A 16,521-nucleotide genomic window follows, 5' to 3' on the forward strand; every position below is an offset into this window, starting at 1 on the left:
CCAACAGTCAGGCCAGATGCGACTGGCTGCGCAGATGCTCGGCCAGCATGTCGATGAAGGTGCGCACCTTGGTCGAGCCGTATTTGCTTTCGCGGTGCAGGATGTGGATCGGCCAGGACGCCTCCTCGTACTCGGCCAAGATCACCTGCAGGCGCCCGTCCGCCAGTTCATCAGCCACCTGATAGGACAGCAGCCGGGCGATGCCGAGGCCAGCGCTGGCGGCGGCGATTGCAGCGTCGTTGCTGGTCACGGTCAGGCGCGGCTTCATGCGTACCAGCGTCGGCTCGTCGATCGCGCCGAAGCGCCAGTCCGTGCGCGGCGACAGCGCCCCGGCAGCGATGATCTGATGCCTGTGCAATTCCGAAGGATGGCGCGGTGTGCCGTGGCGCTCCAGATACTCCGGCGAGGCGCACAGTAAGCGGCGCATCTGGCCCACGCGCAGTGCCTTGAGCCCAGAATCCGGCAACTGCCCGATGCGTACAGCCACGTCCAGGCCCTCCTCCACCAGATTCACCACACGGTCGAGAAAATACGCCGACACGTCCACCTCGGGGTACTGCTGCAGGTAACGGACGATGCAGGGCATGACGAACTTCTTGCCGAACAGGATCGGCGCGGTAACCGCCAGGTCGCCCTTGGGCGCGGCGTTGATGCCGGCAGCGGCTTCATTGGCTTCGACGATGCTGGCCAGAATGTGCCGCGTATCTTCCAGGTAACGGCCACCGGCCTCGGTCAGACGCACGCTGCGGGTGGTGCGCAAGAGCAGCTTGACGCCAAGTTGCTCCTCCAGCGCGGTGACCGCCCGGGTCACGGCAGCAGGCGAAATCGCCAGGCGGCGGGCAGCGGCGGCGAAGCTTTCCTGCTCGCCCACGGCCACGAACACTTTCATTAGGTGAATCTGGTCCATGCCGCGCCCCATGCGTTGTCATAGGGCGATTATTCCAGCGCTGACGCTAGAGCTCCAGCACCAAGGGCTGCACACCTTCTTCAGCCTGAGCCGGAATGGCGCAGCAGATCAGTACGCTACCAGGTTCAGGCAGTTCGGCGGGCGGGTTCGGGTAGTGGACCTGCCCACTGACCAGTCGGGTCTTGCAGGTGCCGCAGGAGCCGCCTCGGCAACTGAACTCCGGCGACAGGCCACGGCGCTCCGCCAGTTCTAGCAGCGTGCCACTGTCCGGTGCCCAGCGGGCCTCCTTGGCAGAGCTGGCGAAGTACACCGGCACAGGTTCTTTGGCGGGCGGAGGCTGTTGCAGCGTGGGCTGATTGTCGTCGGTGTGGCGACGCAAGGTCGAAGGGCCAAAGGCTTCGGCATGAATGCGCGAATCGGGCACATGCACGCTGCGCAGGCCTTCGTACAGATCCTGGGTGAAGCTGGCCGGACCACAGAGGTAGAAGTCGTAGTCGTCCAGTGCCAGTGTGGTCTTGATCTGGTCGATGCCCAGGCGGCTGGCGAAGGTGTAGTCACGGCCCTGCACCGCATGCGCTTCCGGCTGACTCAGGGCACGATGGATATTCAGCAGGCCAGCGGATTGCTTTTGGAGTGCGCCTAGCTCCTGCTGGAACGGCAGGTCAGCCAAGGTACGTCCGCCATGGAACAGATAAATGCGCCGGCCCTGCCCGCTGGCCAGTTGCTCACGGAGCATGGCGATCAGCGGCGTGATGCCGACGCCCGCGCCAATCAGCACGAGGGGGCGTTCGCTGTCTTGGTCCAGCGTGAAGCTGCCCATAGGCAGGCGTACATCTAAAAGATCACCGACCTTCAACGCTCGGTGCAGATGCCATGAAGCCGGCCCCTGCGCCTTGACACTGATACGCAAGTAACCGTCGGACGGCGCGCTGGACAAACTATAGGTGCGGATAAGTGGCGTCTGCCCTTCGGTCCGCAAACGCACGGGAATATGCTGGCCGGGCGCAAAGGTTACGGCGGCGCCGTCCCCAGGTTGCAGGTAGAACGAGCGGATATCACGGCTCTCCTGCTCGATCCGCGATACTCGCCAGCTCAACCATTGACGTTGCCGTTCACGCTGTTGCAGGCGCAGCTCGGCTTCGGCCCAGGTGCCGGTCGCCAGGCTGGTGGGGGCGTACTCATGGAATGCCCAGCGCAGCGACACGGCAGCTGGACGCAACACTACCTGTTCGACATCCAGGGTCCAGATTCGCTCGGCACCTTCGAAAGCACTGATCAGTGGGCTGTCGAGAATGACCTGGGCCTGCCCGACCACCTGAAGCATGTCGCCAGTGGCGAAGTCAACGAACAGCAGGCCTGCGACAGGGTTCACCAACAAGTTGCCGAGGGTGTTGAAATGCAGATTGCCGGCATAATCGGGGACGGTCAGGCGGTTGCCTTCGACCCGCACGAATCCGGCCCGACCACCGCGGTGGGAGACATCCACCGAGCGTTGGCCGCTTTCATGTTCGACGTAGCTGGCCACGAAGAATGTATCCGTGCTCTCGATCATGGCGCGAGCCCTGGCATCGATCGCCGTTGAATCCTGACGCCCTTGCGACGGTACGTCGACACGGGTGTATTCGCGCAATTGAATGTACTGCGGGCAGTTGCCGAACGACTGCTCGACCTCCACCTCCAACTGGCCGGCACTGGCCCTGCGAATCATGCCATTGAGGCGATTGCGCCGGCGGGTGTGCAACTCGATCCCCAACAGACCGACGGCACCGCCAGCCACCAATCCCGGCGTTGCCGGATCGTCGGCGGCAAGCTCGGTGCCGATCAGCAACTGCCGCGGATCAGGCGAGCTGACGAAGCCCTCGGGGCCTTCGAGTAGCGTCGCCCAGGGTTTGCCCTCGGCATCCACGGCACCGACCACCATGAACGGCAACTGATGGTAGAACGCGCGATGCTGGTCGGGCATGTAGTCGCGGATGACTTTTTGCCCAAATACCTCCATGCGCTCTGCAACACCGGCTTGCTCCTGCAGCCGTTTCTCACCTGCATGCCAGGGTGATCGCATGGCGGCATTCCTCTGGACTCAGAGAGTGGTCTGCAAACCGATAACGGTGCGCGGCATCGGCACGAAGCCTGGCAGCGCCTCGATACGGGCCAGCCAGGCACGCACGTTGGGGTACGGCTCGAGCGACACGTTACCTTCCGGTGCATGGGCGATGTACGAGTAGTTGGCGATATCGGCGATGGTCGCCTGGTCGCCGACCAGGAACGGGCCCTTGGCCAGCTCGGCATCGATCACCTTGAGTAGGGTGTGGGCGCGGCCGATGACTTCATCGGTGTTGAACGAAGCACCGAACACGGTCACCAGGCGCGCAGCCGCTGGGCCGAAGGCCAGAGGACCGGCCGCTACCGACAACCAACGTTGCACGCGAGCGGCACCGACCGGATCCTCAGGCAGCCAACGCGAACCACCATAGGCCTTGGCGAGATACACCAGAATGGCATTGGAGTCAGCGATGACAGTACCGTTGTCGTCGATCACCGGCACCTGGCCGAATGGGTTGATGGCCAGGAAATCGGGCTGCTTGTGCTCGCCCTTGGCCAAGTCGACGAAGACCAGTTCGGTGGGCAGTTCGAGCAGCGACAGCATCAGCTCGATGCGGTGAGCATGGCCGGACTTTGGAAAGTTGTAGAGTTTGATCGGGCTTGGCATGTTCTGGGCTCCGGATCAGCGCCGGGAGTGGCGCTGCTGGAGGACATGCTGCACCTGATCGGTGAGCAGCAGAATCAGTGCTGTGAGCAATCCAGTATTTCGGCTGGTGGAATAATCGTGGGAACCGCGCTATCGCAGGCGTCGGATAGATCCATGCTCAGTGCCGCTGTCGCTTTTGATATAGATACAACCCCCGCGCCGCCTCGACCACCTGTGGCACGCATGCCTGGAGCTCGTCGAAACTCATCGCGTCGAGCAGCTCGAAATTATCCTCCAACCCATGCAGGGAAATGGCCTTGAGCAGGCGGTCCTGCTCCGGCGGCAACTCGCTCCACTCGGCCACCTGGGTACCGCGCATGTAGCCGAAGCACCACTCCTCGAGAATGATCGACGACCCCTCTTCGCCTTCGCTCTCTTCGAACAGCGGCTCGAAGTGCTCAAGATCATCGGCCAAGGATTCAGCCACCTGGTTGGCGTAACGCAGCATCAGTGCGGTGTAGGCCTCCTCATGGGCGGGTTTCTTGAACTTGGGGACTTTTCCACCAGCGACCGAAGGCAGCCACTGCTCAGGCATGACGGCATTCGGTGAGCTGGCCAGGGCGGTGAAAAAGCCGTTGAGTTCAGCCAGGTTGAGTACCGAATAGTCGTTGCCGTAGGTGATCAACAGATCTTCGAGACGGTCGAGTTCTTTTTCGCTGAGGGCGGGGAGCATCATGAGTGTCCTAGGGCAGAAGTCTGGGTGCACCCTAGCACATGGGGAAAGGTATAGCGGGAATTGTGGGCAGAACGACAGTAATCGCGGGTCAATCCCGCTCCCAAAAGCTGTAATGCCATGGGAGCGGGGCTTGCCCGCGGCAGACCGTCAGTCGTTAGACCGCCAGTGCGCGTTCACGCAGTTCCTGGTTCAGGATGCGGTCGTTTTCGCTGTAGTCCACCGGGCAGTCGATCACGTGTACGCCCGGGGTCTTGATGCAGTGCTCGAGCAGCGGCAGCAGGCCTTCGGCGCTTTCGACGCGGTGACCGTTGGCACCGTAGGCTTCGGCGTATTTGACGAAGTCCGGGTTGCCGTAGTCCAGGCCGAAGTCGGTGAAGCCCATGTTGGCCTGCTTCCAGCGGATCATGCCGTAGCCGTCGTCACGCAGGATCACTACGGTGATGTGCATGCCCAGACGTACTGCAGTCTCCAGCTCCTGGCTGTTCATCATGAAGCCGCCATCACCGCACACCGAGATGACCGGGCGGTCTGGGTACACCAGATGCGCCGCCATGGCCGACGGCAGACCGGCGCCCATGGTCGCCAGGGCATTGTCCAGAAGCACGGTGTTGGGCTTGTGGGCCTTGTAGTTGCGGGCGAACCAGATCTTGTAGATGCCGTTGTCCAGGGCCACGATGCCTTCGGACGGCAGGACGCGGCGGATGTCGGCGACCAGACGCTGCGGGTAGACCGGGAAGCGGTCATCGTCCTTGCCTTCGGCGATCTGCGCTTCATTGGCTTCGCGAATCGCCAGCAGGCGGGTGAAGTCCCAGTGCGAGGTGTCGCCCAAGCCTTCGCCGATCTGCCAGACGGCATTGGCGATGTCGCCGATCACTTCGATCTGCGGGAAGTACACGGCGTCGACTTCTGCGGAGCGGAAGTTGACGTGGATGACTTCGGTACCGCCACGCACCATGAAGAATGGCGGCTTCTCGATGACGTCGTGGCCGATGTTGATGATCAGATCGGCCGCTTCGATAGCGCGATGCACGAAGTCACCGGACGACAGCGCGGCGTTGCCCAGGAAGCTCGGATGGCGCTCATCCACCACACCTTTACCCAGCTGGGTGGTGACGAATGGAATGCCGGTCTTGTCGATCAGTTGCTTGAGGACCTTGGCGGTCATCTTGCGGTTGGCGCCGGCACCGATCACCAGGATCGGGCTGCGGGCGTTGCGCAGCTTCTCGATGGCCGCTTCGATGGCCACGTGCTCGGCCAACGGGCGGCGGTGCAGGCTGGGCTGGATCGGCATGGCATCGGTCTGCTCGGCGGCGATGTCTTCCGGCAGTTCCAGGTGCACAGCGCCGGGTTTTTCTTCTTCAGCCAGGCGGAAGGCTTCGCGCATGCGGGCCGGGATGTTGTCGGCCGAGGCGAACTGGTGGGTGTACTTGGTGATGGGGTCCATCATGCCGCACACATCGATGATCTGGAAGCGGCCCTGCTTGGACTTCTTGATCGGCTTTTGGCCGGTGATCATCATCATCGGCATACCGCCCAGGTAGGCGTAGGCGCTGGCGGTCACCAGGTTGGTGGCACCTGGGCCGAGAGTCGACAGGCTGACGCCGGTCTTGCCGGTCAGGCGGCCGTAGGTGGCGGCCATGAAGCCCGCGGACTGCTCATGGCGGGTCAGAACCAGCTTGATCTTCGATTTGCGCAGGGATTCCAGCAGGTCGAGGTTCTCCTCGCCGGGAATGCCGAACACATACTCGACGCCTTCGTTTTCCAGGCATTGCACAACGACATCGGCGGCCTTGGCCATCTTGCTTGCTACCTCAAGTGATAGGACGGTGGTGAAGTCCAGGAATGCGCAGCACGGTGCGCTGGCATCGCTCGGTCCGGGTGCCAGGATTGCCCCGAACCTAAGCCTTGACGCAGGGTAGGTACGGGGAAGTCACTTAATGTGGCAGCAATATTGTCGCACTTACAATGAAGCGACGTGAGGTAGCCGACGAGCAAAAGATATTTGCTGTGAGGACAGAGTTAGCACCTGTAGGAGCGGGCCTTATGCGAACCCTTAGGTGGTACATGTGCAGCAGCGCAAAGACAAAACCCCTACCTGCTCGCGCAGATAGGGGTTTTGCGAAATGAATCTTGACGATGACCTACTCTCACATGGGGAAGCCCCACACTACCATCGGCGATGCATCGTTTCACTGCTGAGTTCGGGATGGGATCAGGTGGTTCCAATGCTCTATGGTCGTCAAGAAATTCTGTTGCCAGACTGTCTTATGACACTCCAGCCAATTCGGATATGTGATCGTTGTGGTTGCGAACTTTCGGTTCTTTCGTCTTCACCACCGCAATCTGCAGAAGCAAATTGCTTGGGTGTTATATGGTCAAGCCTCACGGGCAATTAGTATCGGTTAGCTCAACGCCTCACAGCGCTTACACACCCGACCTATCAACGTCGTAGTCTTCGACGGCCCTTTAGGGGATTCAAGATCCCAGTGAGATCTCATCTTGAGGCAAGTTTCCCGCTTAGATGCTTTCAGCGGTTATCTCTTCCGAACATAGCTACCCGGCAATGCCACTGGCGTGACAACCGGAACACCAGAGGTTCGTCCACTCCGGTCCTCTCGTACTAGGAGCAGCCCCTCTCAAATCTCAAACGTCCACGGCAGATAGGGACCGAACTGTCTCACGACGTTCTAAACCCAGCTCGCGTACCACTTTAAATGGCGAACAGCCATACCCTTGGGACCGGCTTCAGCCCCAGGATGTGATGAGCCGACATCGAGGTGCCAAACACCGCCGTCGATATGAACTCTTGGGCGGTATCAGCCTGTTATCCCCGGAGTACCTTTTATCCGTTGAGCGATGGCCCTTCCATACAGAACCACCGGATCACTAAGACCTACTTTCGTACCTGCTCGACGTGTGGGTCTCGCAGTCAAGCGCGCTTTTGCCTTTATACTCTGCGACCGATTTCCGACCGGTCTGAGCGCACCTTCGTACTCCTCCGTTACTCTTTGGGAGGAGACCGCCCCAGTCAAACTACCCACCATACACTGTCCTCGATCCGGATCACGGACCTGAGTTAGAACCTCAAGGTTGCCAGGGTGGTATTTCAAGGATGGCTCCATGAGAACTGGCGTCCCCACTTCAAAGCCTCCCACCTATCCTACACAAGCAAGCTCAAAGTCCAGTGCAAAGCTATAGTAAAGGTTCACGGGGTCTTTCCGTCTAGCCGCGGATACACTGCATCTTCACAGCGATTTCAATTTCACTGAGTCTCGGGTGGAGACAGCGCCGCCATCGTTACGCCATTCGTGCAGGTCGGAACTTACCCGACAAGGAATTTCGCTACCTTAGGACCGTTATAGTTACGGCCGCCGTTTACCGGGGCTTCGATCAAGAGCTTCGCTTGCGCTAACCCCATCAATTAACCTTCCGGCACCGGGCAGGCGTCACACCCTATACGTCCACTTTCGTGTTTGCAGAGTGCTGTGTTTTTAATAAACAGTCGCAGCGGCCTGGTATCTTCGACCGGCATGGGCTTACGGAGCAAGTCCTTCACCCTCGCCGGCGCACCTTCTCCCGAAGTTACGGTGCCATTTTGCCTAGTTCCTTCACCCGAGTTCTCTCAAGCGCCTTGGTATTCTCTACCCGACCACCTGTGTCGGTTTGGGGTACGGTTCCCAGTTATCTGAAGCTTAGGAGCTTTTCTTGGAAGCATGGCATCAACCACTTCGTCGCCTAAAGGCAACTCGTCATCAGCTCTCGGCCTTGAAATCCCGGATTTGCCTAAGATTTCAGCCTACCACCTTAAACTTGGACAACCAACGCCAAGCTGGCCTAGCCTTCTCCGTCCCTCCATCGCAATAACTGGAAGTACAGGAATATTAACCTGTTTTCCATCGACTACGCTTTTCAGCCTCGCCTTAGGGACCGACTAACCCTGCGTCGATTAACGTTGCGCAGGAAACCTTGGTCTTTCGGCGTGCGAGTTTTTCACTCGCATTGTCGTTACTCATGTCAGCATTCGCACTTCTGATACCTCCAGCAAGCTTCTCAACTCACCTTCACAGGCTTACAGAACGCTCCTCTACCGCATCACCTAAGTGATACCCGTAGCTTCGGTGCATGGTTTGAGCCCCGTTACATCTTCCGCGCAGGCCGACTCGACTAGTGAGCTATTACGCTTTCTTTAAAGGATGGCTGCTTCTAAGCCAACCTCCTAGCTGTCTAAGCCTTCCCACATCGTTTCCCACTTAACCATGACTTTGGGACCTTAGCTGACGGTCTGGGTTGTTTCCCTTTTCACGACGGACGTTAGCACCCGCCGTGTGTCTCCCATGCTCGGCACTTCCAGGTATTCGGAGTTTGCATCGGTTTGGTCGGGATGACCCCCTAGCCGAAACAGTGCTCTACCCCCTGGAGTGATACATGAGGCGCTACCTAAATAGCTTTCGAGGAGAACCAGCTATCTCCGAGCTTGATTAGCCTTTCACTCCGATCCACAGGTCATCCGCTAACTTTTCAACGGTAGTCGGTTCGGTCCTCCAGTCAGTGTTACCTAACCTTCAACCTGCCCATGGATAGATCGCCCGGTTTCGGGTCTATACCCAGCGACTAAACGCCCTATTAAGACTCGCTTTCGCTACGCCTCCCCTATTCGGTTAAGCTCGCCACTGAATATAAGTCGCTGACCCATTATACAAAAGGTACGCAGTCACCTAACAAAGTAGGCTCCCACTGCTTGTACGCATACGGTTTCAGGTTCTATTTCACTCCCCTCTCCGGGGTTCTTTTCGCCTTTCCCTCACGGTACTGGTTCACTATCGGTCAGTCAGTAGTATTTAGCCTTGGAGGATGGTCCCCCCATGTTCAGACAAAGTTTCTCGTGCTCCGTCCTACTCGATTTCATTGATAAGAGACTTTCGTGTACGGGGCTATCACCCACTATGGCCGCACTTTCCAGAGCGTTCCACTAATCTCAAATCAACTTAAGGGCTGGTCCCCGTTCGCTCGCCACTACTAAGGGAATCTCGGTTGATTTCTTTTCCTCAGGGTACTTAGATGTTTCAGTTCCCCTGGTTCGCCTCTTGCACCTATGGATTCAGTACAAGATACCTAGGTTATCCTAGGTGGGTTCCCCCATTCAGAGATCTCTGGATCACAGTCTGTTTGCCGACTCCCCAAAGCTTATCGCAGGCTACCACGTCTTTCATCGCCTCTGACTGCCAAGGCATCCACCGTATGCGCTTCTTCACTTGACCATATAACCCCAAGCAATCTGGTTATACTGTGAAGACGACATTCGCCGAAAATTCGCATGTTGCTCAATAAAGAGCAGAACTCACAAATTTTACCTTAGCCTGATGGCCCACCAGTGAAAGTGGTCATCAGTCTATCTATCACATATCCGAATTTTTAAAGAACGATCTGACAAAAGTCAGAAATCAACATTCACATTGGAATGTTCATTTCTAAGTTCTGCAGGTAACGGCAAGTGGTGGAGCCAAGCGGGATCGAACCGCTGACCTCCTGCGTGCAAGGCAGGCGCTCTCCCAGCTGAGCTATGGCCCCGTAGTCATCTGCACCAAGCTAATGGTAGGTCTGGGCAGATTTGAACTGCCGACCTCACCCTTATCAGGGGTGCGCTCTAACCAACTGAGCTACAGACCTATAACAGGGTCGCGTTACAGCATCGTCTTCTTCAAGGAATCAAGCAATTCGTGTGGGAGCTCATCAGCAGGCTGATGTCTTCGATTAAGGAGGTGATCCAGCCGCAGGTTCCCCTACGGCTACCTTGTTACGACTTCACCCCAGTCATGAATCACACCGTGGTAACCGTCCCCCCGAAGGTTAGACTAGCTACTTCTGGTGCAACCCACTCCCATGGTGTGACGGGCGGTGTGTACAAGGCCCGGGAACGTATTCACCGCGACATTCTGATTCGCGATTACTAGCGATTCCGACTTCACGCAGTCGAGTTGCAGACTGCGATCCGGACTACGATCGGTTTTGTGAGATTAGCTCCACCTCGCGGCTTGGCAACCCTCTGTACCGACCATTGTAGCACGTGTGTAGCCCAGGCCGTAAGGGCCATGATGACTTGACGTCATCCCCACCTTCCTCCGGTTTGTCACCGGCAGTCTCCTTAGAGTGCCCACCATGACGTGCTGGTAACTAAGGACAAGGGTTGCGCTCGTTACGGGACTTAACCCAACATCTCACGACACGAGCTGACGACAGCCATGCAGCACCTGTGTCAGAGTTCCCGAAGGCACCAATCCATCTCTGGAAAGTTCTCTGCATGTCAAGGCCTGGTAAGGTTCTTCGCGTTGCTTCGAATTAAACCACATGCTCCACCGCTTGTGCGGGCCCCCGTCAATTCATTTGAGTTTTAACCTTGCGGCCGTACTCCCCAGGCGGTCAACTTAATGCGTTAGCTGCGCCACTAAAATCTCAAGGATTCCAACGGCTAGTTGACATCGTTTACGGCGTGGACTACCAGGGTATCTAATCCTGTTTGCTCCCCACGCTTTCGCACCTCAGTGTCAGTATCAGTCCAGGTGGTCGCCTTCGCCACTGGTGTTCCTTCCTATATCTACGCATTTCACCGCTACACAGGAAATTCCACCACCCTCTACCATACTCTAGCTCGCCAGTTTTGGATGCAGTTCCCAGGTTGAGCCCGGGGCTTTCACATCCAACTTAACGAACCACCTACGCGCGCTTTACGCCCAGTAATTCCGATTAACGCTTGCACCCTCTGTATTACCGCGGCTGCTGGCACAGAGTTAGCCGGTGCTTATTCTGTCGGTAACGTCAAAACAGCAAGGTATTAACTTACTGCCCTTCCTCCCAACTTAAAGTGCTTTACAATCCGAAGACCTTCTTCACACACGCGGCATGGCTGGATCAGGCTTTCGCCCATTGTCCAATATTCCCCACTGCTGCCTCCCGTAGGAGTCTGGACCGTGTCTCAGTTCCAGTGTGACTGATCATCCTCTCAGACCAGTTACGGATCGTCGCCTTGGTGAGCCTTTACCTCACCAACTAGCTAATCCGACCTAGGCTCATCTGATAGCGTGAGGTCCGAAGATCCCCCACTTTCTCCCGTAGGACGTATGCGGTATTAGCGCTCCTTTCGGAACGTTGTCCCCCACTACCAGGCAGATTCCTAGGCATTACTCACCCGTCCGCCGCTGAATCAAGGAGCAAGCTCCCGTCATCCGCTCGACTTGCATGTGTTAGGCCTGCCGCCAGCGTTCAATCTGAGCCATGATCAAACTCTTCAGTTCAATACTGCTTGGGTTTTTAAGAAACCCTAAACTTGGCTCAGCAATCTCAAATGACTATGTGATTTCTCGCATGGCCACTTGTGATGCTGATAATCTTGGCGACGATCAGTCCATACTCACAAGCACCCACACGAATTGCTTGATTCGATTGTTAAAGAGCGATTTGGTTAAGCGCTTTGCTCAACCGAGGCCGCGCATTCTACGCTTTCCTCTAAGTCTGTCAAGCGTTTATTTTGAAGTTTTTTCCGAGAAACCCGTTCAACTTCAACCGCTTAACTCGCTGCGATCTCTCGTAGCGGGAGGCGAATCATACAGCGTTAAAACCTGCTGTCAACTGCCTTTTTCACCGCTACCGATCAGAAGACCGAAGCCCTTTCCGATACTACCTGAAGCGTTCAACTCGTTGATTATCAAGGAGTTTTGCGTTTCGACTGCGTCGGAAGTGGGGCGCATTATAAGGGGATTCGAAACCCCGTCAACAGTTATTTCACAAAAACTTCAAAACAATGTCCTTAGCGTGTCACAACATCTCGTTCGATCATCCTGCCCCGCTCACGAACCGGCCGCGGCTGCCACCAGTTCTGTCCCTCATGCGGGGAATCCAGGCTGACCCGCTCACCCATTTGTGGCGTGGACAAACGCACCTGCGCTTGCGAGGCCAGGGCAACAATGCGCTCGAATGGCTCCTGCCATCCATGGATGGACAAGTCAAAGGTTCCATTATGAATTGGCAGCAACCAGCGCCCGCGCAGGTCAAGGTGGGCCTGTAAGCTCTGCTCCGGCTGCATGTGCACGTTGGGCCAGGCCAGGTTGTAGGCACCGGTTTCAATCAACGTCAGATCGAACGGCCCGTAGCGCTCGCCAATCCGACGGAAGCCGTCGAAATAGCCGGTATCTCCACTGAAGAACAGACGCAACGCTTCATCCATTACCACCCAGGACGCCCACAACCTGCGATTGCTGTCGAACAGACCACGTCCTGAAAAGTGCTGCGCCGGGGTTGCCGCCAAGCGAATGCCTTCAACCTCGATTTCCTGCCACCAATCCAGCTGACGCACCTTGGCTGCAGGCACCCCCCAACTGATCAAGAGATCTCCCACGCCAAGCGGTGTCAGAAACAACCCGGTACGTGGCGCCAGCTGGCGAATCGTCTGTTCATCGAGGTGATCGAAGTGGTCATGGGAAAGAATCACTGCGGTCAACGGCGGCAGCTCCTCCAGGCTCAGGGGCGGAGCATGGAAACGTAGCGGCCCAGCCCATTGCACGGGCGAGGCGCGCTCGGCGAACACCGGGTCAGTAATAAAGAAGCGTCCGCGCAGCTTGAGCAGTACCGTCGAATGCCCTAGGCGCCAGAGGCTGTGGTCCGGCGCATCAAGCACTTGTTGACGGGTCATCGGCTGCAGGCTGATGGATGCGGTCGGGCGTGTTCCGGGGGGCTTGCGCAGGAACAGGTACTTCAAGCCAATACGCAGTTTTTTCAGAGCGCCGTCCTGAGGCAGGATGGCCTGGTTATGAAAACGCCCATCCCGATGGGGCGCCGCCCCACCAGCGTTAGAGTCAAGGGGCAACATGAGCAGTAGCACTCCGACCAAAAGCAAGGCGTTCATGGTACTCCACAGTGATTGGCTTAACCGTGAAATAGCCTGCGAGGCCATTTTTCATCGATGAATTGATGCTGAACAACATTAATGCGGCTTATGCGATAAACGTGCCCCACACACAACAGTAGCGGGCTGGGCCCCTGTACAGCCGACCCCAAGTCTCCCGAACAGTGCAGCCAAGCGCGAAAAACGTGACCAAGTGAATTTCTCCCAGGACGGCGCTGCCACGCGCAAGCTGGCCTATCCTGACTGAACCTGCCCCAGGCCGCCGCGCACCAGGGATGCAGTTCATCAAGGAGCTCTCGCGCATGGACAGGCATGTCGACTCTTCGCCCAGCACCCCTGCTCCGCGCTTGCAGGTTCGTCGCCTGATCATTGGTTTTTCCCTGCTGTTTATACTCGCCGCTCTGGTCACTCTAGGCGCACTGTTTAACATTGCCCGAATTCTCGATCGACAGGAGCAGGAACGCAGCACGTTCCAGGCTACCCAGGCCTTGGAACAACGACTGCAGGCTTCGCGTCAGTTCCTGTCCAGTTATGCGGTGTGGGATGCCGCCTACCAGCACTTGGCCGGCCAGGTCGATTGGCATTGGGCTTACGAAGAGAAGAACATCGGCGATTCACTGTACACCGCCAGTGGTTACGAAGGTGTCTTCGTGGTGGACGACCAGCGCACCACTTATGCCCTGCTCAGAGGAAAGCCGACCGACTCGCCGGCCAGCGCCCTCATCGATGGACCTTTGGCGGCGATTATCACCGAGGCCCGCGCGGCGGCCCCTGCTCGGGAACAGGTGACCCAGTTTGTGTTGCTCGACGGTTCACCGGCCGTGCTCAGCGCCGCCGCCGTACGCCCGGACAAAGACGTCGAGCCAAGCGAGGTGGACGACGCACCGGTGATGCTGTTCGTCGATGAACTGACCGGACCGAAGCTCTCCCAGCTCGGTAAAGGCGCCGGCCTGACCGACCTGCACCTGGAAAAGGACGCGATCGATGCCCGCAGCCATCCTCGCATCACGCTGGGCGACACCGGCTACAGCCTGGCTTGGAGCAGCCCGCAACCGGGCAGGCAATTGCTCTGGGCGGTACTCCCACCTCTGTCTGGGGCATTGCTGGTACTGGGGCTGGTGATGCTCTACCTGTTTCGCCAGGTGTTGCAGGGCTCGCGTGCCGTCGAGCTGAGCCTGCAACGCCTGCAGCAGAGCAACCAGGCCTTGGAGGCCAGCGAGCAGCGTTTTCGCGCCGTCGCTGAGGCAGCGTCCGATTGGATCTGGGAAACCGATCGCCAACAGCGCCTGACCTACCTGTCCCAACGCTTCGTGCGAGTCACCGGCTACGCCGTCGAAGATTGGCTGGGCCAGCCGCTGAACCAACTACTGTCTTGCGACACCACTCCCCTCTCCTCCTGGCTGGACAGCCAGGCGCAGGCCGACCCGCAGCAGCTGGCCAACCTGCGTTGCGCCTACCGGGATCACAACGGCCAGAACCGTTATTGCCGGATCTCGGCTCGGCCGATCCTGTTCGAGGGCAAGCACAACGGTTTTCGCGGTACCGCCAGCGATATCACCGACGAAGTGGACGCCCATGCGCGTATCCAGCACCTTTCGATGCACGATGCCCTCACCGGCCTTGCCAATCGCAACAAGCTCGCCCGCCACCTGGAACAGGCGCTGCTGCGTGGCAGCGACGCGCCGCCACTGACTTTGCTGTTGTTGGATCTGGACAACTTCAAGCCGATCAACGACGCCCTTGGCCATGCCGCTGGCGATGCCGTGCTGCTGGAAGTCGCCACGCGCCTGCGCGATACCACCCGCGAAGGTGACCTGGTAGCACGCCTGGGCGGAGACGAGTTCGTATTGGTACTCAGTGGACTGGACAATCACAGCGAAGTCGATCGCTTCTGTGCCCGACTGATCGATCTGCTGCAGCAGCCCATCCTATTCGAAGACCAAGCACTGCACATCGGCGCCAGCCTCGGCATCGCCCAGAGCCGCGCCCAAGGCTACGATGCCGGGGAGCTGATACGCTGCGCCGACATCGCCCTTTACCAGGCCAAAGGCGAAGGCAAGCACACTTGGCGTTACTTCGATGCGCAGATGAATCAGCAGATCCAGTATCGCCGCCAATTGGAGAACGACCTTCGCCGCGCCCTGAAACACGAAGAATTCGTGCTTCACTATCAACCCCGGTATCGCCTGCGGGACCTTCAGATCGTTTCGGTCGAAGCGCTCCTGCGCTGGCAGCATCCCCAGGAAGGTCTGCTCGGCCCGGATACCTTCATTCCTCTAGCCGAACAAAGCGATCTCATTGTCGCCCTCGGCCGATGGGTACTGCGCGAGGCCTGCCAAAGCGCCCGAGACTGGCCCCAGGACCTGCTGGTTTCGGTCAATCTTTCGCCGGCGCAGTTTTCCCGTAGCAACGTAGTGGCGGATGTACGCGAAATCCTGTTGGACACGGGTTTTCCGGCCCAGCGCCTGGAGCTGGAAATCACCGAAAACGTCATGCTCAACGACATCGAGGGCGCCCTAGGCACCATGCTCGCCCTCAAGGAGCTCGGCGTACGCCTGAACATGGACGATTTCGGCACCGGCTATTCTTCCCTGGGCTACTTGCGGACTTACCCGTTCGACAGCATCAAGATCGACAAGCGATTCATCGCAGGCCTAGGCAACCCGAGCGGCAACGATCGCGCCGTGGTTCAGGCAATCATCAACCTGGGCCGGGCCATGGGCCTGGAGGTGACCGCCGAAGGAGTGGAAACCGAGCAACAGCTCAAGCTGCTGGCCAAGGATCGCTGTGACGAAGTCCAGGGCTACTACCTGAGCCGCCCGCTGGATCGCCAGCATTTCGAGTGTTTGCTCAAGGCGCGCAGCGACCAGCGTGGCGCGCTCTGAGCCTTGCATTCAACGCAACCGGCGCTCGGCGATGATCTCCGGAAGATCCCCACGACGCAGGTAGAGGCGCAGCGGCTCGCCGATATTAAGCCGATCATCCACATGCTGGGCCAACAACAGTGCCAGGCGCTCGCGGCACAGGGCCATGCGGGCGCCTTGCACAGGGCGCCAGACGAATTCGCTGCAGGGTGTGATGCTTTCATCGGCCACATCCATGCCGAAGGCGTCTTCGCTAAAGCGCACGATATGGGTGCCGCGCTTGCCGTGGTAGCCGACGAAGCCGATGAGCTGGTCGGCGGCATTGCAGATATCCAGGGATGTGATGGTCATACGTACCTCGCAATTGATGTCGAAAGGACGCACGCCGGGCGGGAGCGGTCGCCTCTTCTCGGGCGACGCGCACGGCCA

At 58.4% G+C, this 16,521-nt stretch carries 8 protein-coding genes, 2 tRNA genes and 3 rRNA genes; 1 reads left to right on the forward strand and 12 read right to left on the reverse strand.

Going from position 1 to position 16,521, the window contains the following annotated elements; all coding sequences use genetic code 11:
* Window positions 1-7: 7 nt before the first annotated feature.
* The 11 genes from AB1N67_RS18940 to AB1N67_RS18990 all read right to left on the reverse strand — a co-directional run bounded on the left by AB1N67_RS18940 (window position 8) and on the right by AB1N67_RS18990 (window position 13,228).
* A complete protein-coding gene (locus AB1N67_RS18940) occupies window positions 8-907 on the reverse strand; it encodes a LysR family transcriptional regulator (protein ID WP_043214582.1) in 900 nt (299 codons plus the stop codon).
* 46 nt (window positions 908-953) lie between these two features.
* On the reverse strand, window positions 954-2,969 hold the full coding sequence (locus AB1N67_RS18945; RefSeq protein WP_367863332.1) for a pyridoxamine 5'-phosphate oxidase family protein: 2,016 nt from the start codon (window positions 2,967-2,969) through the stop codon (window positions 954-956).
* Between the two features lie 18 nt (window positions 2,970-2,987).
* Window positions 2,988-3,617 (reverse strand): glutathione S-transferase family protein, encoded by a 630-nt coding sequence (locus tag AB1N67_RS18950; RefSeq protein WP_043214578.1) that lies wholly within the window; start codon window positions 3,615-3,617, stop codon window positions 2,988-2,990.
* Between the two features lie 157 nt (window positions 3,618-3,774).
* Window positions 3,775-4,329: a UPF0149 family protein gene (locus tag AB1N67_RS18955; protein WP_043214580.1), complete on the reverse strand. Its 555-nt coding sequence runs from the start codon at window positions 4,327-4,329 to the stop codon at window positions 3,775-3,777.
* Between the two features lie 157 nt (window positions 4,330-4,486).
* Complete coding sequence (locus AB1N67_RS18960; RefSeq protein WP_090343556.1) at window positions 4,487-6,130, reverse strand: acetolactate synthase large subunit; 1,644 nt, start codon at window positions 6,128-6,130, stop codon at window positions 4,487-4,489.
* Between the two features lie 330 nt (window positions 6,131-6,460).
* A 5S ribosomal RNA gene (rrf, locus tag AB1N67_RS18965) occupies window positions 6,461-6,576 on the reverse strand.
* A gap of 127 nt (window positions 6,577-6,703) precedes the next feature.
* A 23S ribosomal RNA gene (locus tag AB1N67_RS18970) occupies window positions 6,704-9,590 on the reverse strand.
* A 234-nt stretch (window positions 9,591-9,824) separates the two neighbouring features.
* A tRNA-Ala gene (locus tag AB1N67_RS18975) sits at window positions 9,825-9,900 on the reverse strand.
* 22 nt (window positions 9,901-9,922) lie between these two features.
* Window positions 9,923-9,999, reverse strand: a tRNA-Ile gene (locus tag AB1N67_RS18980).
* 85 nt (window positions 10,000-10,084) lie between these two features.
* Window positions 10,085-11,621, reverse strand: a 16S ribosomal RNA gene (locus AB1N67_RS18985).
* The 16S, 23S and 5S rRNA genes sit together here with 2 tRNA genes alongside, the layout of an rRNA operon.
* A 512-nt stretch (window positions 11,622-12,133) precedes the next feature.
* Window positions 12,134-13,228, reverse strand: a complete 1,095-nt coding sequence (locus tag AB1N67_RS18990) for an MBL fold metallo-hydrolase (RefSeq protein ID WP_090345095.1) — start codon at window positions 13,226-13,228, stop codon at window positions 12,134-12,136.
* A 302-nt stretch (window positions 13,229-13,530) separates the two neighbouring features.
* Here AB1N67_RS18990 and AB1N67_RS18995 point away from each other — a divergent pair, with 302 nt between their 5' ends.
* Complete coding sequence (locus tag AB1N67_RS18995) at window positions 13,531-16,113, forward strand: EAL domain-containing protein (protein WP_182816216.1); 2,583 nt, start codon at window positions 13,531-13,533, stop codon at window positions 16,111-16,113.
* Between the two features lie 9 nt (window positions 16,114-16,122).
* Here the strand turns inward: AB1N67_RS18995 and AB1N67_RS19000 are convergent, their stop codons facing one another.
* On the reverse strand, window positions 16,123-16,443 hold the full coding sequence (locus tag AB1N67_RS19000) for a DUF2025 family protein (protein ID WP_043215770.1): 321 nt from the start codon (window positions 16,441-16,443) through the stop codon (window positions 16,123-16,125).
* Between the last annotated feature and the right edge of the window lie 78 nt (window positions 16,444-16,521).

Source organism: Pseudomonas guariconensis (assembly GCF_040822035.1).
GTDB classification, from domain to species: domain Bacteria; phylum Pseudomonadota; class Gammaproteobacteria; order Pseudomonadales; family Pseudomonadaceae; genus Aquipseudomonas; species Aquipseudomonas guariconensis.

Bases quoted from the DNA above. Each gene is read 5' to 3' on its own strand.
- AB1N67_RS18940 (WP_043214582.1), bottom strand. From the start codon at position 907: ATGGACCAGATTCACCTAATGAAAGTGTTCGTGGCCGTGGGCGAGCAG.
- AB1N67_RS18945 (WP_367863332.1), bottom strand. From the start codon at position 2,969: ATGCGATCACCCTGGCATGCAGGTGAGAAACGGCTGCAGGAGCAAGCC.
- AB1N67_RS18950 (WP_043214578.1), bottom strand. From the start codon at position 3,617: ATGCCAAGCCCGATCAAACTCTACAACTTTCCAAAGTCCGGCCATGCT.
- AB1N67_RS18955 (WP_043214580.1), bottom strand. From the start codon at position 4,329: ATGCTCCCCGCCCTCAGCGAAAAAGAACTCGACCGTCTCGAAGATCTG.
- AB1N67_RS18960 (WP_090343556.1), bottom strand. From the start codon at position 6,130: ATGGCCAAGGCCGCCGATGTCGTTGTGCAATGCCTGGAAAACGAAGGC.
- AB1N67_RS18990 (WP_090345095.1), bottom strand. From the start codon at position 13,228: ATGAACGCCTTGCTTTTGGTCGGAGTGCTACTGCTCATGTTGCCCCTT.
- AB1N67_RS18995 (WP_182816216.1), top strand. From the start codon at position 13,531: ATGGACAGGCATGTCGACTCTTCGCCCAGCACCCCTGCTCCGCGCTTG.
- AB1N67_RS19000 (WP_043215770.1), bottom strand. From the start codon at position 16,443: ATGACCATCACATCCCTGGATATCTGCAATGCCGCCGACCAGCTCATC.